The organism is Desulfomicrobium orale DSM 12838 (assembly GCF_001553625.1).
GTDB lineage: Bacteria > Desulfobacterota > Desulfovibrionia > Desulfovibrionales > Desulfomicrobiaceae > Desulfomicrobium > Desulfomicrobium orale.
Window position 1 is genome coordinate 1,811,538 of sequence record NZ_CP014230.1, and the last position, 20,076, is coordinate 1,831,613.

At 62.0% G+C, this 20,076-nt stretch carries 21 protein-coding genes and 1 tRNA gene; 11 read left to right on the top strand and 11 right to left on the bottom strand.

Going from position 1 to position 20,076, the window contains the following annotated elements; genetic code table 11:
- Positions 1 to 35 precede the first annotated feature (35 nt).
- The 9 genes from truB to AXF15_RS08360 form a co-directional block, all read right to left on the bottom strand.
- A complete protein-coding gene (truB, locus tag AXF15_RS08320; protein ID WP_066605913.1) occupies positions 36 to 959 on the bottom strand; it encodes a tRNA pseudouridine(55) synthase TruB in 924 nt (307 codons plus the stop codon).
- Positions 956 to 1,924, bottom strand: coding sequence for a DHH family phosphoesterase (locus AXF15_RS08325; protein ID WP_066605916.1), 969 nt, complete (start codon positions 1,922 to 1,924; stop codon positions 956 to 958). The genes truB and AXF15_RS08325 overlap by 4 nt, the downstream gene beginning before the upstream one ends.
- Entirely contained in the window at positions 1,896 to 2,240 is a 345-nt protein-coding gene (gene rbfA, locus AXF15_RS08330; protein ID WP_066605920.1) for a 30S ribosome-binding factor RbfA, read from the bottom strand. The genes AXF15_RS08325 and rbfA overlap by 29 nt, the downstream gene beginning before the upstream one ends.
- A gap of 1 nt (position 2,241) precedes the next feature.
- The gene (locus tag AXF15_RS08335; RefSeq protein WP_066605922.1) at positions 2,242 to 2,529 is read right to left on the bottom strand and encodes a DUF503 domain-containing protein; all 288 of its coding nucleotides are present in this window, start codon (positions 2,527 to 2,529) and stop codon (positions 2,242 to 2,244) included.
- A gap of 143 nt (positions 2,530 to 2,672) precedes the next feature.
- Complete coding sequence (gene infB / locus AXF15_RS08340) at positions 2,673 to 5,342, bottom strand: translation initiation factor IF-2 (protein WP_066605924.1); 2,670 nt, start codon at positions 5,340 to 5,342, stop codon at positions 2,673 to 2,675.
- Entirely contained in the window at positions 5,329 to 5,616 is a 288-nt protein-coding gene (locus AXF15_RS08345) for a YlxR family protein (protein WP_335338894.1), read from the bottom strand. Before AXF15_RS08345 ends, infB begins: the two co-directional genes overlap by 14 nt.
- Complete coding sequence (gene nusA / locus AXF15_RS08350) at positions 5,573 to 6,859, bottom strand: transcription termination factor NusA (RefSeq protein WP_066605927.1); 1,287 nt, start codon at positions 6,857 to 6,859, stop codon at positions 5,573 to 5,575. The genes AXF15_RS08345 and nusA overlap by 44 nt, the downstream gene beginning before the upstream one ends.
- A gap of 45 nt (positions 6,860 to 6,904) precedes the next feature.
- Positions 6,905 to 7,399: a ribosome maturation factor RimP gene (locus tag AXF15_RS08355; protein WP_066605932.1), complete on the bottom strand. Its 495-nt coding sequence runs from the start codon at positions 7,397 to 7,399 to the stop codon at positions 6,905 to 6,907.
- 96 nt (positions 7,400 to 7,495) lie between these two features.
- Positions 7,496 to 7,571: transfer RNA gene (locus AXF15_RS08360), tRNA-Gly, on the bottom strand.
- A gap of 133 nt (positions 7,572 to 7,704) precedes the next feature.
- Between AXF15_RS08360 and flgF the strand changes: the two genes are divergently transcribed.
- The 11 genes from flgF (at position 7,705) to fliW (ending at position 18,077) form a co-directional block, all read left to right on the top strand.
- A complete protein-coding gene (flgF, locus tag AXF15_RS08365) occupies positions 7,705 to 8,484 on the top strand; it encodes a flagellar basal-body rod protein FlgF (RefSeq protein WP_066605935.1) in 780 nt (259 codons plus the stop codon).
- Positions 8,485 to 8,535: 51 nt separating this feature from the next.
- Positions 8,536 to 9,318: a flagellar basal-body rod protein FlgG gene (flgG, locus tag AXF15_RS08370; protein WP_066605938.1), complete on the top strand. Its 783-nt coding sequence runs from the start codon at positions 8,536 to 8,538 to the stop codon at positions 9,316 to 9,318.
- A gap of 2 nt (positions 9,319 to 9,320) precedes the next feature.
- The gene (gene flgA / locus AXF15_RS08375; protein WP_066605941.1) at positions 9,321 to 10,268 is read left to right on the top strand and encodes a flagellar basal body P-ring formation chaperone FlgA; all 948 of its coding nucleotides are present in this window, start codon (positions 9,321 to 9,323) and stop codon (positions 10,266 to 10,268) included.
- A gap of 101 nt (positions 10,269 to 10,369) precedes the next feature.
- Complete coding sequence (locus tag AXF15_RS08380) at positions 10,370 to 11,062, top strand: flagellar basal body L-ring protein FlgH (protein WP_083518099.1); 693 nt, start codon at positions 10,370 to 10,372, stop codon at positions 11,060 to 11,062.
- Positions 11,063 to 11,081: 19 nt separating this feature from the next.
- Positions 11,082 to 12,170 carry a flagellar basal body P-ring protein FlgI gene (locus AXF15_RS08385; RefSeq protein ID WP_066605944.1) on the top strand — a complete coding sequence of 363 codons (1,089 nt, stop codon included), beginning with the start codon at positions 11,082 to 11,084 and terminating at the stop codon, positions 12,168 to 12,170.
- A 22-nt stretch (positions 12,171 to 12,192) separates the two neighbouring features.
- Positions 12,193 to 12,774, top strand: a complete 582-nt coding sequence (locus tag AXF15_RS08390) for a rod-binding protein (RefSeq protein WP_066605952.1) — start codon at positions 12,193 to 12,195, stop codon at positions 12,772 to 12,774.
- A 189-nt stretch (positions 12,775 to 12,963) separates the two neighbouring features.
- Positions 12,964 to 13,437, top strand: a complete 474-nt coding sequence (flgN, locus tag AXF15_RS08395; protein ID WP_066605954.1) for a flagellar export chaperone FlgN — start codon at positions 12,964 to 12,966, stop codon at positions 13,435 to 13,437.
- Positions 13,438 to 15,510: a flagellar hook-associated protein FlgK gene (gene flgK, locus AXF15_RS08400; RefSeq protein WP_066605960.1), complete on the top strand. Its 2,073-nt coding sequence runs from the start codon at positions 13,438 to 13,440 to the stop codon at positions 15,508 to 15,510.
- Positions 15,511 to 15,585: 75 nt separating this feature from the next.
- Positions 15,586 to 17,382 (top strand): flagellar hook-associated protein FlgL, encoded by a 1,797-nt coding sequence (gene flgL, locus AXF15_RS08405; RefSeq protein WP_169793634.1) that lies wholly within the window; start codon positions 15,586 to 15,588, stop codon positions 17,380 to 17,382.
- A 9-nt stretch (positions 17,383 to 17,391) separates the two neighbouring features.
- Positions 17,392 to 17,631: a carbon storage regulator CsrA gene (csrA, locus tag AXF15_RS08410; RefSeq protein WP_066605964.1), complete on the top strand. Its 240-nt coding sequence runs from the start codon at positions 17,392 to 17,394 to the stop codon at positions 17,629 to 17,631.
- Entirely contained in the window at positions 17,607 to 18,077 is a 471-nt protein-coding gene (fliW, locus tag AXF15_RS08415; protein ID WP_066605969.1) for a flagellar assembly protein FliW, read from the top strand. The genes csrA and fliW overlap by 25 nt, the downstream gene beginning before the upstream one ends.
- Before the next feature lie 12 nt (positions 18,078 to 18,089).
- On the opposite strand, the gene AXF15_RS13535 is transcribed toward fliW, so the two are convergent.
- Positions 18,090 to 18,880, bottom strand: a protein-coding gene (locus AXF15_RS13535; RefSeq protein ID WP_151192331.1) for an IS5 family transposase whose coding sequence is annotated in 2 segments (ribosomal slippage) — positions 18,090 to 18,535 and positions 18,535 to 18,880 — 792 coding nt in all. Because the reading frame shifts where the segments join, the coding sequence is not laid out codon by codon here.
- A gap of 146 nt (positions 18,881 to 19,026) precedes the next feature.
- Entirely contained in the window at positions 19,027 to 19,941 is a 915-nt protein-coding gene (locus tag AXF15_RS08425) for a hypothetical protein (RefSeq protein ID WP_066605974.1), read from the bottom strand.
- Between the last annotated feature and the right edge of the window lie 135 nt (positions 19,942 to 20,076).

Sequence of the window (20,076 nt, forward strand, 5' to 3'; positions counted from 1 at the left end):
TTTTTACGTCCGACACAGCCATTGCGAACAGGAACTCAGGCTTGCCACAAGCCGCGCAGAATGGACCAGCAAAGGTCCTGACCGCGCTTTTTCACTTCGGCCAGCGCCAGGGGAGCGCCGTCCGGAGCGAGGAACATGGCCCGGCTGTCCGCTTCCGCAGGATGCGCGGGAAACAGGGAAGCCGGAAGCCATGCACCGTTTCGGACCAGTCCGGCCTGCTGACCGGTCAGGCGGAGCCTGGGCCAGTGAGGCAGAGACTGCGCGAGAGGCTGCACCAGGCTGGCGAAGCGCTCCGGATCGGACAGCACGGTTTCCAGACCGTGGGCTTGGTCCAGGGTGAACGGGTGGCTGGCCTCCCGTTCCAGTTCGCTGAGCGCCGCTCCGCACCCGAGTCGTCTCCCCAGGCTGTGGGCCAGGGAGCGGATGTAGGTTCCTGCAGAGCAGATCACTCGGAAAGAGACGCGGGGGGGATGCACGGACAGAATCTCCACCCCGAAAATTGTCATATCTCTGGTCTTGACCGGCACCTCCCACCCGGCGCGGTGCAGGGCGTAAAGAGGACGTCCCTGATGTTTGGCCGCTGAAACAGGGGGGACTTCCTGCCGTGTCTCATCCTGCCAGCCCAGTACGGCGGCCCGGATATCGTCTGCGCTCAGATGTTCCCACGGCGCTTCGGACAGAATTTGCCCCTGAATGTCGTAGGTATCCGTGGTTTGTCCGAGCAGCAGTTCGCCGCGGTACGTCTTGCGGCCTTCGCTCAAATATGGAGCCAGCTTGGTGCCCTGGCCGAGCAGGACCACGAGAACGCCTGTGGCCATGGGGTCCAGAGTGCCGGCGTGGCCTATTTTTTTTTGTCCCAGAGCGCGCTTGATGCTGTTCAGGCAGTCTGTGGAAGTCGGCCCCGCAGGTTTATGCAAAACCAGCAGTCCGTCAAGCTGCGCGGGACCCGGACGTTTCATTTCCGGTCCAGTTCCGCCGCCACGGCATCCACTAGGGTGCGTCCGGCTTCATCCACAGACATGTCAAGAGTGCCGCCCGCCGCGTTGCGGTGTCCGCCTCCGCCGAACCGCGCGGCCACGGCCTGGACATTGACGTCGCCCTTGGAACGCAGGGAAAACTTGATGCTGCCGTTGTCTTCTTCCCGCGTCGCGATGGCCGCCTGTACACCGCGCAGGTAGAGCACCCTGTTGACCAGTCCTTCGGTATCTTCCGGGCCGGTGCCGGTCTGGCGGAACAGCTCGCGGGTGAAGGAAATGAGGCTGATCCTCCCGTGGCTGTGCAGGGTGGCCTGCTGCGTCACCGCGCCGCGCATTCGCAGCTGGTTGATGGTGCCGGTGGACTGCCGCTGTTCGTGAAAGGGGCCGGGCAGAAGCCCCAGCCGCAGGATTTCGGCCGCCATTTCCAGGGTTTCGGGACGGGTGTTGCTGAAGCAGAAGTCTCCCGTGTCCGAAATGAGGGACAGGTACACGTATTCCCCGAGCAGCCCGGCCAGCGGCACATTCAGCTCCCGGGCCAGCATGCCGACCATTTCCCCTGTGGAGGAAACACGCTGGTCCACCCAGTTGATGGAACCAAACATGGGGTTATCCAGATGATGGTCGATGTTCACCACGGTTTTGGACGAGAGCCACGGTGCGAGCAGCGCACCCGGACGCTGCGGGCTGCCGCAGTCGAGCACGATGATGGTTTCGGGTTCCGTATCGGGAAGGAGGCGCAGAATTTTCTGCCGGGGCGAGAGCCAGCGGAAGCGCTCCGGAAGGCCGGACTCGTTGAAAAGCCGGACCTGTTTGCCCATCGCGTCCAATACTTCACCCACGGCCAGCATGGACCCCAGGGCGTCGCCATCGGGTGAGACGTGGGAAGTTACCAGAAAATTGTCCGTGGCCCGGAGGTGCTCAGCTATCTGCCGCAGCGGGGGCGTCATAAACCATGTCCTCCAGAAAGGTGTCCCAGGTGAAGCGCAGCTCTGGAATGCCGCGCAGTTTCAGCTCCCGGCCCAGCCGGGTGCGCAGAAAACCCTTGGCCCGGAGCAGGGCTTTTGAAATCTCCGGCTCGGCTTCGCGGCCGTGGATGTGTGTATAGAGGACCTCGGCGATACTGAAATCGCGGTTTAAGCGCACGCCGGTGATGGTCACCAGGCGCAGGGCCGGATCTTCGGCTTCCTGCACCAGAAGCAGGGCCAGAACCTGCATGATCTGGTCGCTCATCTGAGCCGCGCGGCGGGAGGTGCTACGTTGCATGTCAGGCTCCGAAAACGTCCATGTCGGCGCGGACCAGCTCGTCCGCGACGGCGGCTTCCACCATGGACAGAATCTTGGACAGCTGGGCGTGCGCATGGTCCGTCGCGTTGGATACGGTAACCACCCCGAGAACCAGCTTCTGGTGGGAGTCTTGGCTCTCCGTTTCGGCCACGGCCACATTGAAGGTATTACGCAGTTTCTGCTTCAGACTGCTCGCGCTTCTGCGCTTTTCCTTCAGGGAAAAAACGCCGTGCAGCCGGAATTCCAGGCGCAGGGTGCCGACAATCATGGAAATTGAACTTTTCGCGGGCTTCGCGAGCCCATGTTTTCCCGGAAATATTTCCGGATACTGCGGCGCGGCCCGATGGCGGCGCCGGTGCCTGCCGAATCCACCGGCGGGGCGAGGGGCTCCACCGGCAGACCCAGGCCGCGCTACTCGATGCTTCTGGCTTCTTCCACCAGTTCAAAGGCTTCGATGATGTCGCCCGCCTTCACGTCGTTGAAGTTCTCCAGGCCCGCGCCGCATTCGTATCCCTTGGTCACTTCGCGGGCGTCGTCCTTGAACCGCTTGAGCGAGCTCAGCTTGCCCGTGTACACCACCACACCGTCACGCAGCAGGCGCACGCTGGCGTTGCGCTTGAGCTTGCCGTCAATGACCATGCACCCGGCGATGGTGCCCACCTTGGGCACGGTAAAGGTCTGCTGCACATCCGCCTGGCCAAGGTAGACCTCCTTGATGTCCGGGGCGAGCATGCCGGACATGGCCGCCTTGATGTCGTCCACCAGCTTGTAGATGATGTCGTAGAAGCGGATATCTACCTTTTCCTGCTCGGCCACTTCCTTGATCTTGGCCGTAGGCCGGATGTTGAAGCCGATTACTATGGCGCCCGAAGCCGAGGCCAGCAGGATGTCCGACTCGGTGATGGCTCCAGCTCCGCCATGAATCAGGGATATCTTCACCTCATCCGTGGACAGCTTGCACAGGGCCTCGGAAATGGCTTCCAGCGAACCCTGCACGTCGGCCTTGAGCAGCAGGTTCAGGGTCTGGGCCTCTTCGCCTGCTCTGGAAGCCAGGAAACTTTCCAGGGTGACTTTGGATTCCCGGGCCAGTTCGCGGTCGCGGTGCTTGATACGCCGGTCCTCGGCAATGCGGCGGGCCACTTTTTCATCCTTGACGATGACGAATTCGTCACCGGCCTCGGGGATGGACTCGAAGCCCTGGATTTCCGCCGGGATGGCCGGGCCGGCCGTTTTGATCTGTTTGCCCTGGTCGTTGAACATGGCCCGGACCTTGCCGCTGATCAGGCCGCATACGAAGGCGTCACCCTGATTGATATGGCCTTCCTGGATGAGCACCGTGCCCACGGGGCCGCGGCCCTTGTCCAGCTTGGCTTCCACCACGTGACCGCGTCCGGGTTTGTCCGGATTGGCCTTCAGGTCGAGCACTTCGGCCTGGAGCAGGATGAGCTCCAGCAGTTCGTCCAGCCCCAGGCGCTTCTTGGCCGAGACATGGGCGAAAATGGTGTCGCCGCCCCATTCTTCGGGCATGAGTCCCAGATCGGAGAGTTCGCGTTTGACGCGGTCCGGATCGGCCTCTTCCTTGTCCATCTTGTTCACGGCCACCACGATGGGTACGCCCGCCGCCTTGGCATGGCTCACGGCCTCGCGGGTCTGCTCCATGACGCCGTCGTCGGCGGCCACCACCAGTACCACGATGTCCGTGACCTTGGCGCCCCGGGCGCGCATGGTGGTGAAGGCCTCGTGGCCGGGCGTATCAAGAAAGACGACTTCGCCGCGTTCCGTGGCCACATGATACGCGCCGATGTGCTGCGTGATGCCCCCGGCCTCGCCCGTGGCCACGCTGGTGCTGCGGATGGCATCCAGCAGGGAGGTCTTGCCGTGGTCAACGTGTCCCATGATGGTCACGACGGGTGGACGCGGGCGCAAATCTTCGGCCTTGTCCTCTTCCTTGGGCAGCAGGAAGTCTTCCTCGGAGAAGCCCACCCGTTCCACTTCATACTGGAACTCCGAGGCCAGAAGCAGCGCCGTGTCGAAGTCCAGGGACTGGTTGATGGTGGCCATGACGCCAAGGCCGAACAGCTTTTTGATCAGATCCTGGGCCTTGACGCCCATCTGATGGGCCAGATCCGTGAGTCTGATGGTGTCCTCGATGCGGATTTTGCGCTTGGACGCCTTGATGGGCTGAGTGACCTGGACTGCGCCCTTGTGCCCGCCCGCTTTCCGGGCTTCGGCCTTCTGCGCCTTCCGGCCTTTGCCCATGGAAAATTCTTCCTTGCGGTACAGCTCCTCCGCATCCACCATGCGGCGGCCTTTTTTCTTCTTGCCCCGGCCGTCTTTGGCGGCCTCGTTCTGAGGCGCAGGCGCCGCGCCGGGCCGTCCGGCGCCTGCGGGCCGGGCCGGGCCGGAGGGACGGGTGTCCGGAAATTCGACGATGGTGGGCCGGGAGATGACCTTCACCTGAGCGGCCGGAGCCGGAGCCTTCTTCCTGCTCTTTCTGGATTCAGACTTGGCGGCGTCTTCCCCCGTCTCCACTACCTCGGGTGTGCTTTCCGCCGGGGCCTGCTCCTCTGGACCGGAAACCTCTTCCCGGCTCTCATCGGCCGCAGCCTCGGAAGCGGCGGCGACGTCCTCGGGCAGAACGGGTTCAGCGGGAGGCTCTTCCGCCGGAGGAGTGGCGGGCTCTTCAGACTCCCGCGCCTCGCCGCCTGCGGGTTCGATGATGCGGGCCGAAGGAATGGTCTCGGCAGCCTTGCGTCTGCGGGCGGGCTTGGTTTCAGGCTCGTCCCCGTCTGCACCTTTCGGCTCCGGCTGATCCGCCGCCGGGGCTTCGGCCTGAGGGGTTTCCACGGGCTTGCGCCGTCTGCGCACGATGACGCCGTCCTTGGCACGGGTATCCACGGCCTGCGGGAGCTGGCCCTTGTTGCGGTGGTGTTCCCGCACCTGTTCCGCTTCTTCCTCGGTCAGGCTGCTCATGTGGCTTTTGGCCGGGATCTTGAGCTCCCGCAGCAGGGCCATCAGATCCTTGCTGGAAATATCGAGTTCTGTGGCCAGATCCCTGACCCGCAGTTTATTCGTGGACATGCCCAACCCCCTTGCATTTCTTCTGCCAGCCCTTGTATCGCTCGAACTTGTTCCGGCACGCCGCGTCGCGGCACAAATAAAAACCCCGTCCCGGTCTTTTCCCGGAACTGTCAACGGTCAGGACGAGTTCTCCGTGGACAGGGCAGGTAAATCTCTGCAGTTCTCCCTTGGGGAACCGCTTCCGGCAGATGACGCACATGCGTACCGGGCCGGTTTCCCGTGACGGGGCGTCAGACCTCGTCGTAATCGGCGCCGGATTCTTCGGGTTCGTCATCGGTTTGCGGATTCTGGCTGATCAGAAGGTTCAATGCGGCGCGCAGGGTGCCGATGTTTTCCTCGCTGATGCCCTGAATATCCAGCAGTTCCTCGTTGGTGCGCTCGGCTATGGATTCCAGCGTGTCGAACCCGGCCTCGACGAAATCCGCCATGGGCACCTGGACCGCACTGGCCAGCTGTTCCAGCAACTGACGATCCTTGTTCAGCTTATTATAGCGGCTGTTGGTGAAAATATCGATTTTCCAGCCCAGAAGCTTGGCCGCCAGCTTCACGTTCTGGCCTTTTTTGCCGATGGCCGGGGTCAGCTGGTCTTCGGGAACCACCACTTCCAGGGATTTCTCCGCATCGTCAATGGCGATCTTGGATACCCTGGCCGGCGAGAGGGCGTTGGCCGCATAGGTGGCGATGTCCGGACTCCAGAGGACGATGTCGATGCGTTCGCCGCGCAGTTCCTGCACGATATTGTGAATGCGCGAGCCGCGCACGCCCACGCACGCACCCACGGGGTCGACGTTGGAATCCTGGGACAGCACCGTGACCTTGGCTCTGAGGCCCGGATCGCGGGCGACGCCCATGATGTTCACTGTGCCGTCGGCCACCTCGGGCACTTCCCGGCGGAACAGGGCCGTCATGTATTCGGGGTCGGAGCGGGTGATGATGATCTGCGGCCCCCGGCCTTCCTTGCGGACCTCGATGATGAGTCCTTCCACGCGGTCGCCCTGGCGGAAGCGTTCGCGGGGGATCTGTCTGTCCTTGGGCAGCAGGGCCTCGGTGCGGCCGAGATTGATGATCCAGCCCGAGCGGTCCCGGCGCTGGATGATGCCGCTGACGATCTCGCCCGTACGGTTCTTGTATTCCTCGTAGATGATTTCCTGCTCGGCGTCGCGCATGCGCTGGATGATGACCTGTTTAGCGCTCTGGGCGGCGATGCGGCCCAGATCCTCCACCTGAAGGCGAAAACCCACGGCGTCGTCCAGCTCCACTTCGGGATCGTGGACGCGGGCTTCGTCCATCAGAATCTCGGTGTCGGGGTCTTCCACCTCGTCCACCACCACCTTGAACTGGTAGACCTCGATATCGCCCGTTTCCTCGTTGAAGTTGACCTCGATATCCATTTTGTCGCCGTATTTCTTGGCCACGGAAGCACGGATGGCTTCCTCCAGGGTATCGATCAGCATGTCGCGGTCAATGCCCTTGTCCTTGCTGATCTGGTCGATGGCTTTCTTGAGTTCCAGGTTCATGAATGTTTCTCCTGCGCGGACAATGGTCCGCCGTGTTCCGGAAAATCAGCGCTTCCCGGGTTTGGTCCGGTCGCGGTGTTCGTAGACGAGGCTTGCTTTGCTCACATGGTCCCAGTTCAGTTCGAAAGCCGCATCGCCGTCGGAGAGGGTGAACAGGGGCGGGTCGACGGAAGTCAGGCTCCCCTGGAAATTTTTTCTGCCTTCGAGCGGAACGCGCAGACGGACGCGTACAGTCCGTCCCGTGTAGGGACGCAGCTGTTCCGGCGAAAAGAACAGGCGTTCCAGGCCGGGCGAGGACACTTCCAGCGTGTACGCGCCGGGGATGAGATCCTCCACGTCCAGAGCGAGGCTCAGGTGGCGGCTCACGTCTTCGCACTCGTCGATGCTCACGCCCTGAGGAGAGTCGATGTACACGCGCACGACCCTGCGTCCGCCGCCCGAACCCGAGAGAATCTCCACGCCCCAGATCTCCAGGCCGCGGGCCTGGCACAGGGGAGAGAGGATGTCCGTCAGGCGGGTATGAATTTCGTTCTTGTCCATAAAAGGGAACGCCTTGCCTGCTCTGAAAAAAAAAGGTGGACCGGAAAAAGGCCCACCCCCATCAGCTTACAATGCATGTCACGCCGTCTACAGGAGTGGAGCGGGTGACGAGAATCGAACTCGCAACACCAAGCTTGGGAAGCTTGTACTCTGCCAATTGAGCTACACCCGCTCTGCAACGGCTTCCATTGCATGACGGACGGGAATCTCGTCAAGTTTTTTTTCCCGGCGAATACCCGCGCGGCAAACCGTCCGGGAATGTGGCCTGCTATTTGCTTTGTCCGGTTCCACAAGGAGAATCCCGCATGCAAGACAGCAGCTACAGCGCAGTTTTCGGAGCCCTGACCCAGCAGCACAGGCTGGATGTCATCGCCAATAATTTGGCGAACGTGAACACCACCGGCTTCAAGTCGGACAAGCTGGCCTTCCGCGACACCTTCCGGCGGTATGCCCACGACCTGCTCAATCCCAACCAGACCCTGGATCAGAAAGTGCCGTGGCCCAGAGGATATGTCCTGGCCCAGCCCAGAATCGCCGAGCGGGTCATCGATCTGTCTCAGGGCAGCCTGAAAAGCACCGGAAACCCTCTGGATCTGGCCATTACCGGAGACGGATTTTTCCGGGTTCAGACTTCGGGAGGGGAAGAATCGCTGACCCGTCAGGGCGTGTTTCACCGTTCCGCCGAAGGATACATCGTGGATGGCCACGGCAATCGGCTTCTGGGGGAGGGCGGTCCCATCCAGATTCCGGAGACGGGTTCCGTGCTCGTGGGCGGCGACGGGGCCGTGACCGTGGATGGTGGGCTCATCGACACCATTTCCCTGGTTTCGGTGCCCGATCCCGGAGCTCTGGAAAAGATGGGAAACTCCCTGTTGCGCATCCGCCCGGATTCGGGCGTGCAGCCCCTCCCGGCGGCGGAAGCCGCGGTGGAACAGGGATTTCTGGAGGCGGCCAATGTGGAGGTGGTGTCCGAGATGGTCAACATGATCGAGGCTCTGCGGGCCTTCGAGGCCTACCAGAAGATGATTTCCGGCGCATTTGAGCAGGACAGGAAGGCCATCACCGAAGTCGCGGCTCCGCGCTAGGCTTTTGGCGGCACAATATTCGGGCCTGCACGGCCCTCAAGGAGAAACATTATGATTCGTGCTTTATGGACCAGCGCCTCGGGCATGATCGCCCAGCAGCTGAGTCTGGATGTCACGGCCAACAACCTGGCCAACGTGAACACCACCGGCTTCAAGAAGAACAGGGCGGAGTTCGAGGATCTGATGTATCAGAACATGAAGATCGCCGGATCGCCGAACCAGGAGGGTGGTCGTCTGCCCGTGGGCATGCAGATCGGCATGGGCGTGCGGCCCGTGTCCGTGCACAAGATTTTCAGTCAGGGTGATTTTCAGAACACGGGCAATCAGCTCGATCTGGTCATCGAAGGCGACGGCTTCTTCCGTATCGATCGCAACGGCGAGGAAACCTACACCAGAAACGGCGCCTTCAAGCTGGACAGCGACGGCCGCATCGTCACGGACAACGGGCACCCGCTGCAGCCGGAATTCGTGGTCCCGCCCGAAACCCAGAACATCGTGGTCACCGAGGACGGCCGTCTGACCTGCGTGGACAAGAGCGGAGCCGAAATCGCGGGCACGAACATTCCCGTGTACACCTTTGTCAATCCGGCGGGCCTGAAAGCCGTGGGCCGCAACCTCTACGTGCAGACCGACGGCTCCGGCGAGGCCGTGGAAAGCGTGCCCGGACAGAACAGCGCGGGCACTCTGGCTCAGGGCTTTCTGGAAATGTCCAACGTGGAGATCGTCGAGGAAATGGTGAACATGATCGTGGGGCAGCGGGCCTACGAGGCCAACTCCAAATCCATCACCACGGCCGACACGCTCCTGCAGATCGCCAATCAGCTGAAGAGGTAGCCGTGCTCCGCTGCGCGCTGGCCCTGATGTTTTTCCTGCTGGCCGTTCCGGCGGCCGCCGAAAGGCTGACCATGGTCGAGGCTCTCTGCGTGGACGGCCCGGCCATCACTCTGGCGGATCTGTTCCGGACCGAAGGCCCGAGGGGCGAGGCTCTGCTGACCCGCTTCGGGGCGGAGCCCCTGCTGGCCGCGCCCGGATTCGAGGGCGCCAGGGCCGTGCTGAGCGGGCCGAAGCTGCGCGAGCTTGTCGTGAACCGATTTGGCCCTGGCCTGCCGGAGATCACGGCTCCGGATCAGGTGCAGGCCCAGCGCGGGGGACAGGTTTTCGACGCCCGTCTTCTGCGCCCCGTTATCGACAGGATTTTGACGGATGCCCTGGCCCATCACGAAGGCGAGGTGGAAATCCGGGAATACCGCATTGCGGATTTCCTGTTCGTGGCGGACAAAAGACCGGCCCAAATCCGCATCGTTCCGGCTGCCGCGCCCGCTCCGGGCCGGATCAGCCTGAATCTCGAAGCCGTGGCCGGAGACGGAACGGTGCTTCGGAAGTTTACGGGCACGGTTTTTGCCGATGTCTGGAAGACCGTGCCCGTGGCCGGTCGGGGACTGAGCCGGGGGGACATGCTGGACGCCGGGCTGGTCGGAACCGCCCGCAAAAATCTGGCCCGTCTGCCCCGTCCGGTCTGGGACGGCCGGGGGCTGCCTCTGCGCATGCGGTCCTCCGTAAGCGAAGGACAGGTCATCCTGGCCGACGCCGTGGAACCCATCCCCGTGGTCACCAGAGGGCAGACCCTGACCCTGGTCTATTCCGGCCGGAGTCTGACCCTGAGTGTACCGGTGGAGAGCCTGGAAGACGGGGCCGTGGGCGGGATCATCCGGCTGCGCAACATGCAGAGCCGCAAGATCGTCACCGGCCGGGTGGTGGACGCCCAGACCGCGCGGGTCCCGTAACTCCGGGATGGGATTGCGGATTCTCCGTTCACCGGAACCAATCTTTTTCATGAAATGACCGGGTGCCGCCGGACTTCCTGCGGTCCGATGAGGAAAACGAGATGAGTGTTTGCCGGAAAATCTGCTGCATGGCCGCCGTGGCCTTTCTGCTCGCCGGGTGCCGGGCTTCCGGGCGTCCGCCCATGCCTGCCGCCATTGTGACCCCGCCGCCGCAGGAACGCGTGTCGGCGGTGGAAAATCCCGGTTCCCTCTACGATCCGGACGGAGCGGGCATGCTCTTTGCCGATTCCAGGGCCAGACGGGTGGGCGATATCGTGCTCATAAAGGTGCTGGAGACCACTCTGGCCAAGAACAAGGCCACCACCACCACCGACAAGGCGGGCAAGCTGAGCCTCGGGGTGGAATCCTTTCTGGGCAAGGACAAGCTGCCGCTCATTCCCGGAGCGGTGGGGGCCGCGCCGCTGGTCAAGGCCGGGTCGTCCAACGCCTTTGAGGGCGAGGGCGAGACCAAGCGCGAGAGCACCCTCATGACCACCGTGGCCGCCCGGGTCAGCCGGGTCATGGGCTCGGGACTCATGGAAGTGGTCGGAGCGCGGGAAACGCGGGTCAACGGCGAGACGCAGATCGTCGTGGTCCAGGGTGTGGTCCGGGCCAGGGATATCGACGCGGACAACACCATTTTGTCCACCAGCATGGCCGAGGCGCGTATCGAGCTCTACGGCGAGGGCGTGCTGGCGGAAAAGCAGCGGCAGGGATGGCTGGGGAGGATACTGGACAATGTGTGGCCGTTCTAGATTCCGCTTCGCTTCGAAAATGGCCGCGCCGGTTCTGTGCTGCGCGCTTTTTTTCGCCTCGCTGACGCCCGCTCTGGGCGTGCGCTTGAAAGACATCGCCACCTTCGGGGGCGTGCGCACCAACGATCTGGTCGGTTACGGCCTGGTGGTGGGCCTGCCCGGAACCGGAGACAAGGGCGGTTCCCAGTTCACGGTGCAGTCCATGACCAACATGCTGGAGAGCATGGGCGTAAAGGTGGACCGCGCGGCTCTGAAACCCAAGAATGTGGCCGCGGTCATGGTCACGGCCAGGATGCCGGCCTCGGCCCGGCCGGGTTCGCGGCTGGACGTCACGGTGTCTTCCGTCGGTGACGCGGCGTCCCTTATGGGCGGCGTATTGCTGCTCACGCCCCTCAAGGGCGTGGACGGCAATGTCTATGCCCTGTCTCAGGGGCCGCTGGCCGTGGGCGGGTTTTCCGCCGGAGGGGAGGCTGCCTCGGCCACCAAGAACGTGAGCACCGTGGCCCGGATTCCGAACGGAGCCGTGGTGGAGCGCGGCGTGCCCTTTGCCTTCAACGAGCAGCGGGACGTGACCATCACCCTGGGCGTGGAAGACTTTTCCACGGCCAAGCAGGTCATGGACAGCCTGAACCGGGCTCTGGGCGGAACCTTCGCCCACGCGCAGGATGCCTCCACGGTGAAGCTGGCCGTGCCGCCCAGCCATCAGGGAGACATCGTGTCCCTCATGGCCTCTCTGGAGAATCTCGAAGTGCGGCCCCAGATGCGGGCCAAGGTCGTGGTGGATGAAAAAACGGGCACCGTGGTGCTGGGCTCCGACGTGACCCTGTCCCGTGTGGCGGTTTCCCACGGCAATCTGAACGTGGTTGTTTCGGAACGGCCCGAGGTATCCCAGCCCGGTCCCTTCAGCCAGGGGCAGACCGTGGTCACGCCGGCCACTCAGGTCGGCGTGCGCGAAGAACAGAGGCGGCTGGTGCTCATGGACGGAGCGTCCATTCAGGAGCTGGTGGACGGCCTGAACGCCATCGGCGCCACGCCCCGGGATCTGATTTCCATCCTGCGGGTCATGAAGGCGGCCGGTGCGCTGCATGCGGATCTCGAAGTGCTGTGACAATATTCAATGTGAGGGCGCTATGAACGAAATTGCCGAAAATGGACTGAGTTCGTCCGTCCGGAACCTGTCGGACCGGCTGCGGGGACTGCGTTCGGGGCCGCAGGGCTTAAAGGAGCAGGACGAGGCCCGGCTCAGAAAGGTCTGCCAGGACTTCGAGGCCGTGTTCATCGGCCAGATATGGAAGCAGATGCGTTCCTCCGTGCCCAAGGAGGGGATGCTGCATTCCAAGGAAGAGGAAAGCTACCTGTCCATGTTCGACCAGGAACTGTCTCTGAAGATGGCCAGAAGCGGCGGCCTCGGGCTTGCGGACATGCTGCATGCCAATCTTTCGGAGCGGCTGCTCGATGCCAGCAAGGATACTGTTTCCACCGCGCCCATGAATCCTCTGCAGGTACCCTCCGCGTCCGCCCGGACGGATTCCGCCGTTGCGGCGCCGGACGGCCGGACCGTGGCCGCCGCAACGGCCCAGCACCAGGCCGAGATGCTGGCCCGCAGCATCGAGTGGGCGCACAATCCGGGCCTGGGAGAAAAGCAGGACACCGCCGGGGATCTGGAAGAGGCGCTGCGGATGGTGCGGATGGACGCGGGAGAGGAAGGCTGAAGGGCCGGTAATTTTTTCCGCGCCGCCGGGGGAGAACGGGAAAAGTCCGCCTGTTTTCTCTGGAAAACCCGCTTCGTGCGGGAGTTTCTCGGACCTTCCGGACATGGCCGGGAACTTGCAAATTCCAGATGAGCGGCCCGCCCGCCCCGCGGTGGGCGGACATGACGGCGGGCTGCATGGAGGCGCATCATGAATCGGATTATTCTGCACAGTCTCGCTCGTCAGGCCAGGGGTTCGGAGCTTCTCTGCACGCTTCTGCGCGAGGAATATTCCCTCCTTCGGGAAGGGCGGCCGGACCAGGTGGCCGGTCTGGAAATTTCCACTCAGGAGCTGATCCGGCAGCTGGTGCGCGAACGGGAGTTTCTGATCCGCCGTCTCGGGATGGAAGGTTTTTCCCGCCTGGCCGAGTATCTGGACGGCCTGCCCGGCGAGGCCCGGCAGGCGGCGGACACATGGGTGGAACGCATCGTCCTGCACGAGCAGGAAAGCGCCCGGCAGGCTTCCGTCAATGCGGAGCTGGCCATGGCCCTGTGGGAGCAGAGCGGCCAGCTGCTCTCCCAGTTCCAGAAACGGGTCGCGCCCGCGGAACGCAACACCTACACCGCCCGCGGCATCTGGAACAACCGTCCGGCCTCGGCGGCCCTGGTGAGCGGGAGGTTCTAGATGCCGGGCGCACTCTCGCTGCTCGATATCGGGAAAAAATCCCTGCTGGCCAATCAGGCCGCCATCGGCGTGGTGGGCAACAACGTCTCCAACGCCAACACCGAAGGCTACAGCAGGCAGAAAGTCCGCTTCGAGGACGGCCACTATCTCAATCACAAGCCAGGCCAACTGGGTACGGGTGCTAATGCCGCCGAGGTGCTCCGCTGCTTCGACGAATTCATCGAATCCCAGTACAACGGGAAGATGTCGGAGCAGCAGCGCTGGGACAAGCTTGCCGAGAATCTGAAAAGCGTGGAGATGATTCTGAACGAGTCCGGCAATTCGGGCATCAACTCCGCCATGACCGAGTTCTGGAAGGGCTGGCATACCCTGTCCCAGAGCCCGGACAGCAACAGCGCGCGTACGGCCCTCATGGGCCTGGCTTCCAATCTGGAGCGCGCCATCAAGGCGGCGGACGGCAGTCTGGCCCGGCTGCAGGAACAGGCCGACGATCTCATCGCCAAGGATGTGGAGGCCATAAACGGCATTCTGGTCCAGATCGCCGAGATCAACACCAAGATCAATATCGACGAGGAGACGGGCAAGAACAACGCCAACGGCCTGCGCGACAAGCGGGCCGCCCTGGTCCGCCAGCTGGCCGAGAAGATGGACATCCGCTACATCGACCACGGTCGGGGCAATGTGACCATCATGACCACGGCCGGGCACACTCTGGTGGACAGGGGAGAGCATTTCCGGCTGGCCTTCGAGGGCATGCAGAGCATCATGGACCGCAAGGAGGGTTCGACCTTCGAGGGTTCCGTGCAGTTCACCGGCTCCTCTTCGCACGAATACACGCTGGAAGTGGTCAAAGGCGGCCGGGTGGGCCAGGGCGCGACTTTCCGGGTGTCCATCGACGGCGGCGTCACCTGGCTTACGGATGCTCTCGGCGGCGGGTTTCCCGTCGCCGGTTACAACGGCCGGGTGACCCTGCCCGGTGGGGACGTGACCGTTTCTTTCGGCGGACGTGGAGAACTGGTCGCGGGAGACAGGTTTCAGGTTCTGCCCAAGCGTACGTTGTTCTGGTACGAAACTTCTTCCTCCGCGGTAAACATCACGCCTCAGATTCTGCCCGACGGGCAGGACAATGACCGCCGCCTGACGGGCGGGAGCCTGGCCGGATACTTCCAGTTTCGCGACGCCGGGATCGGCGCGTACCGCGAAAAGCTGGACACGCTCGCTTCCAGCCTGGTCTGGGAAGTGAACAGGATTCATTCCCAGGGGGCCGGACTCGGACGTTTTTCCGAAGTCACGGCCACCTATGAGGCGTCGCGTTCCGATTCCGCCCTGGGCGGCCGCGAAGCCAGACTGACTTACGGAGAACGGCTGAGCGGCGGCAACCTGATGGCCTATCTTTATTCCGGTGCCGGCGAAAAGGCTGTGAGCGCCGTGAATCTCGACTTCGGCGGCGGACAGGGTTTCGATCCGATGAGACACACTCTGAAGGATGTGGCCGCCGCATTCGACGCCGTGGATGGCCTGAGCGCATCCATCGTGGATGGCCGCCTGCAGATCAAGGCCGACAAGGGCTTCGAGTTCGCCTTCGGGTCGGACTCCACGGGGCTTCTGGCCGCTTTGGGCATCAACACCTTTTTCGACGGCTCCGATGCCCGGACGCTGGCCGTCAATCAGGTGGTCCGTTCCAACCTGGCCCTGGTCAATGCGGGACATGTGAACGGCGCCGGAGAAATGAACTCGGGCGACAACGCCACGGCTCTGGCCCTGGCTGAACTGCAGCGCAAGAACGTGTCCATGCACAGCGTGACCGAAGGAAACGTCTGGCAGCCGCTGGGAGAATATTTTTCCTCTCTGGTGGCCAAGGCCGGTTCCGATTCCCAGAGCGCAAAGTTCAATGCGCAATACCACAAGGCTCTGGTTTCGGATCTGAGGGCTCGTCAGGACGCCGTTTCGGGCGTGAACCTGGACGAGGAGATGACCAGTCTGATCAGACTTCAGCATGCCTACACCGCGGCGGCCAAGATGATCACCACGGCTGATTCCATGCTGCAGGTGCTGCTCGGACTCAGGCATTAGGCCGCCTGGAGACTGCTTTCCGGATAATCCGGGCGGACTTCCGGAACGCGGCCATGTGACGACGGGAGAATGAAAATGCGCGTATCGCTACGCAATCAATATCACGGTTTTCTGCATAACCTGCATGATTCGCAGTCCAGACTTATGGAACTCAATCAGCAGTCTTCCAGCCAGAAGCGCATCAACAAGCCTTCGGACGATCCCGTGGGCATGTCCCGTGTGCTGAACTACCGTTCGTCCATCGGCGCCATCGACCAGTATCGGACCAATATCGACAGGGCCAAAGGCTGGCTCGGACTGGCCGACGAAACCATGCTCCGGACCAGTGCGGTGCTAACCAGGATCAAGAGTCTGGCGGAGCAGGGAGCCACGGGCACCATGACCGCGTCGGACCGCAACGCCGTGGCGTACGAGGCGCGGCAGCTTTTTCATCAGTTGATGAATCTGGCCAACACCCGTTTCGAGGGAAATTCCATTTTCGGCGGACACAAGTTCGAACCCAGCGCCTACGAGGAAGCGCTCATGGTTCATGATGAAAGCGGCCAGAGTCTGGGACTGGCCACGGGCCTTTCGACCCGCAGCATCATGGTTCAGTTTCTGGGCGCTGAGAACGCCACGGCGGAGGTAGGTAAAAACACGATTTCCTACCGCTACAGTTCCGACGGCGGCGTGACCTGGCAGAAAGGCACCGTCGGCAGGACAGGACCTTTCAAACTGGATCTGGGCGGGGCCAGTGTGCCGCTCAGGGAAGGACACAAGGTGAAACTGAGTCCGGAAAGCAACACCAAGACCTCCTCAGGCGGCTGGCTGACGGTGGCCCCGGCGGCCGTATACAAGGGCGACAACCGCTCCCAGGCCGCGGTGACCTACGCGAAGGGGGACCCTGCAATCACGGCCCATCCTGTGGGCGGGTTCGAAAAGGATGTGCGGGTGACGCTTTCCGCTCCGACTCTGGGTGCAGCGGCGACGGCGAAGTATTTCATCGGTGGTTCCACGACGGGAGTGACCGTGCCCGTGGACAGATCCGGCCCGGTTCCGGTGATCAACACCCCTTATGGAGGCATCCGGCTGATGGGAGCGCCCACGGCGAATGCCACGGACATGGAATTCACCGTGCACGCGGGTCAGACCGCGGTTATGCAGACGGGCAGCACGGTCAACGCCGCGGGGCAGGGCGTGTTCGACAGGGACGTCATGGTTCGCGTGGCCAATTCCACCGCCGTGAGCATCGGATCGAACCGGCCTATCGTCTATTCCTACAGCATGGATGGAGGACGGAACTGGTCCCACGGACATTCCGCGCCCAATGCGGCGGAGCCCGTGGAACTGCTCGTGCCGGGAGGAAAGCTGGTGTTGTCCGGAAGAAACGGCAATCTGAACCTGCCGGTGGGGGCGCAGTTCACCATTCATCCGCAGACGGCTGCGCACAATCTGGAAATTTCGACAGGTGAATATCTGCAGGTCAACAATATCGGGTCCGAGATTTTCGGCGGGTACAACGAATACGGTACGGAACCCGTGTTCATCGAGTCCGGCCAGGAGAAGAACATCATGCTGGCCGTGGGCAAGCTGGTGGCGGCCCTGGAGAACAACGACCAGCAGGGATGCGGCCAGGCTCTGGACAGCCTGACCAAATGCCACGAGTACTTCACCACGCAGATGGCCTCGGTGGGGGCGCGGGAAAACCGGCTGGTCGTGGCGGACACAGTGCTCACGGGTCTGAAACACAACGAGACCGAACGCAAAAGCAAGATCGAGGATGTCGATCTGGTCACCCTCATGACCGACCTGACCAACCAGCAGCTCGCGTATGAGGCCGTGCTGCGGTCGTCTTCCATGATCATGCGCATGAGCCTCATGAACTATCTGTAGGCGGACGCCATGCTGATTCTTTCCCGCCGCACGGGCGAAAGCCTGCATGTGGGTGACGACATCAAGATTACAGTGCTGAGCGTCAGGGGGCAGCAGGTCAAGATCGGCCTGGACCTACCCGAACGGATGCCCGTGTACCGGGAAGAAATTTACCTCAAGGTGCAGGGCCAGAACACCTCCGCCCTGGCTCTCGATAATGACGATCTCATCGCGGCGGCAATGTTATGGACAAGCAAAGAATCTCGATAAATTCGCGTATCGGAAAGCTGGAAGTGGACAGAGACAGGATGATCCATTTCCCGCGCGGGCTCATTGGCTTCGAGGCTCTGCGGGAATTTGTCCTGGTGGAGTTCAAACCCGGAACGCCCTTTCATTTTCTGCAGAGCGTGGAAGTGCCCGGCATGGGCATGATGCTGGCCGATCCGTTCCCTTTTCTGCCGGACTACGAGATCCGTCTGGGCACGGCGGAAGAGAAGCTGCTGAAAGTGCGAAGCATCCGGGATCTGGTCATCCTGGTCAGCGTGACCGTGCCCAAGGGTGATCCCGAAGGAACCACCCTCAATCTGACCGGCCCAGTTTGCGTCAACGTGCGGGAGCGCCTGGGACTGCAGGCCCCGCAGGCGGATCTGCCTTTTCCGCCGCGTGTGCTGCTGCGGGATTTGGGCGAACCGGACAGGCGTACAGCCCAGGTCTGATTAGAAGTCATTTCATAATTCCTTGATAACTCTTCTGAGTAAAATCATGGAAAATGCTAAATGAACAAAGGCGGTAAAGTGTTGGTGGAACCTGTCCCAGCGTGCCATTGTCCGCTTAAACGTATTGAGCCAAGCAAAAAGTCGTTCGATTTTCCAACGGCGACGATAACGCCGCAAGGGGCGACCATCCTGCGTTGCCTTACGTTTTCGATTGCGCCGATGTGGTGCGATCATCTCAATCCCTTGGGCAGCAAGGGCGTTATCGAGCGGATCACTGTCATAGGCACGATCCCCAATAATTCGTCTGGGCTGTCCCACGGTGACAATTTCATCGAGGGTAGCTTGGACAAGGGTGACTTCATGAGGGCTAGCAGAATCCGTGTGCAGGGCGAGTGGAAGACCAGAAGCGTCTGCAATAACCATGAGCTTCGTACCTTTGCCCCGCTTGGTCTTTCCCACTTTTGCGCCCCTTTTTTTGCTACCACGAACGTGCCGTCAATGAAGCATTCCGAGAGGTTTATGGCCCCACGCTCTTCAAGGTCACGGGCGAGTGCCTCAAGGATTTTTCGGAATACGCCCGTTTTGACCCACTTGCTGAATCGGCGATAGCAGGTTGATGAAGACGGGAATCTCTCCGGCAAGTCAGCCCAAGCGGCACCAGTGCGCAATACCCATAAGATGCCGTTCAGTACAGAGCGGTCATCATGGACAGGAGGCCTTCCCCGCACAGAGGAAGCCTTATTTGCAAGGAGAGGTTCCAAAATTGCCCATTGTTCATCTGTTAATCTTTGGTATTTGCTCATGAAATTCGATTACACGATTTTCATGACTTTTTCTAGAATTGTGAAATGACTTCTACAGAGATTTCAGCTTTCAGCTGGAGGCTCGCACAGTATTCAGGCCAAGTAACCTCTCAAAGAGCTTTTCGGATTTTTGCAGACAAGGCTTTCTAAAATATCTCCAGCTTCAGCCCCTGCGCCTTGGCCGCGTCTTTGAGCCGCGTCAGGAGCGCATTCCTGGAGTCCGATCTGGGCCGGATGCGCCATACGGCGGCCATTCCGCCCCCGTGCATTTCCATGCCGGTCAGGGTTTTCTGATCGATCTCGGCGTTCCACCGGTCCATGAGCCGGTCGAACTCCATAGGGCCGTCGCTGGAAGCCCATCCCGAAATCCGCACACCCAGTCCCAGATCTTGCTGGGTCAGGCTGCCCGGGCGGGTGAAGTACTCCTTCCAGAGGAAAAACCACACGTCATCCAGACTCCGGCTTTCCCGTGTGGCGTTCCACTGACCCAGAGAGAGGGTGCCGCGCCAGTCGCCGAACTGGATCAGCCGCAGCACGGGCACCTCCGCACCGGCCGCGCCTACCGGATGCAGGCCCGACACATCCTGCAGAAAGCCGAGGCGGGCTGTGCGGGCGGGTTCCACATTCTCAAGCATGAGCACGTACGGAAGCGGAGCACGGGCGGTGGTCAGAACGCCCATCTCACGCAGCCGCGCGCGCAGCTCTTCCCGCTGTATGCGCACATTCACCGTCAGCGTTTCGGGATGGACTTCCTCCGAGGCGTTCTCTGCGTCCGAAGCGTTGGCCGCGTCTTCAGCATCGGGAGCCGCGCTGTACCCGCGTACTATGGTGTTTCGCTCTGCAGCCAGGATGGTCATGATTTTCTGCCGCCGGTCGCCGGGCAGGGCCGAGCCCAGAATGTCGTCCATTTCCAGGGCAATGGCCTGGTCGAAGGCGCGGTTCAGTACGGCCTCTTCCTTTTCGCCGTTCTTGAGCGGGGCAACGGACACCACCTGATCGGCCAGAGCCGGAGTCAGCAGGAAGAGCACGACCAGACACGCGCCAAGCGGATTTTTCCACATAAAGCCTCCGTGGGCGGAAGATTCCGGAGCTCCGCCGCACTGCCCCGCCGGGATAAAACTCCCGGATTTGTGTTGCGCCGCGCGCCCTCAGGGATGCCGCCGCGAAATTTTCCGGTGCGGGCCGTAATGTATCGA

Bases quoted from the DNA above. Each gene is read 5' to 3' on its own strand.
- flgG (WP_066605938.1), top strand. From the start codon at position 8,536: ATGATTCGTGCTTTATGGACCAGCGCCTCGGGCATGATCGCCCAGCAG.
- AXF15_RS08385 (WP_066605944.1), top strand. From the start codon at position 11,082: ATGGCCGCGCCGGTTCTGTGCTGCGCGCTTTTTTTCGCCTCGCTGACG.
- flgN (WP_066605954.1), top strand. From the start codon at position 12,964: ATGAATCGGATTATTCTGCACAGTCTCGCTCGTCAGGCCAGGGGTTCG.
- flgF (WP_066605935.1), top strand. From the start codon at position 7,705: ATGCAAGACAGCAGCTACAGCGCAGTTTTCGGAGCCCTGACCCAGCAG.
- rbfA (WP_066605920.1), bottom strand. From the start codon at position 2,240: ATGCAACGTAGCACCTCCCGCCGCGCGGCTCAGATGAGCGACCAGATC.
- AXF15_RS08335 (WP_066605922.1), bottom strand. From the start codon at position 2,529: ATGATTGTCGGCACCCTGCGCCTGGAATTCCGGCTGCACGGCGTTTTT.
- nusA (WP_066605927.1), bottom strand. From the start codon at position 6,859: ATGAACCTGGAACTCAAGAAAGCCATCGACCAGATCAGCAAGGACAAG.
- truB (WP_066605913.1), bottom strand. From the start codon at position 959: ATGAAACGTCCGGGTCCCGCGCAGCTTGACGGACTGCTGGTTTTGCAT.
- fliW (WP_066605969.1), top strand. From the start codon at position 17,607: ATGGACAAGCAAAGAATCTCGATAAATTCGCGTATCGGAAAGCTGGAA.
- AXF15_RS08425 (WP_066605974.1), bottom strand. From the start codon at position 19,941: ATGTGGAAAAATCCGCTTGGCGCGTGTCTGGTCGTGCTCTTCCTGCTG.
- csrA (WP_066605964.1), top strand. From the start codon at position 17,392: ATGCTGATTCTTTCCCGCCGCACGGGCGAAAGCCTGCATGTGGGTGAC.
- infB (WP_066605924.1), bottom strand. From the start codon at position 5,342: ATGTCCACGAATAAACTGCGGGTCAGGGATCTGGCCACAGAACTCGAT.
- AXF15_RS08390 (WP_066605952.1), top strand. From the start codon at position 12,193: ATGAACGAAATTGCCGAAAATGGACTGAGTTCGTCCGTCCGGAACCTG.
- AXF15_RS08355 (WP_066605932.1), bottom strand. From the start codon at position 7,399: ATGGACAAGAACGAAATTCATACCCGCCTGACGGACATCCTCTCTCCC.
- AXF15_RS08345 (WP_335338894.1), bottom strand. From the start codon at position 5,616: ATGACGAACCCGAAGAATCCGGCGCCGATTACGACGAGGTCTGACGCC.
- flgL (WP_169793634.1), top strand. From the start codon at position 15,586: ATGCGCGTATCGCTACGCAATCAATATCACGGTTTTCTGCATAACCTG.
- flgK (WP_066605960.1), top strand. From the start codon at position 13,438: ATGCCGGGCGCACTCTCGCTGCTCGATATCGGGAAAAAATCCCTGCTG.
- AXF15_RS08380 (WP_083518099.1), top strand. From the start codon at position 10,370: ATGAGTGTTTGCCGGAAAATCTGCTGCATGGCCGCCGTGGCCTTTCTG.
- AXF15_RS08325 (WP_066605916.1), bottom strand. From the start codon at position 1,924: ATGACGCCCCCGCTGCGGCAGATAGCTGAGCACCTCCGGGCCACGGAC.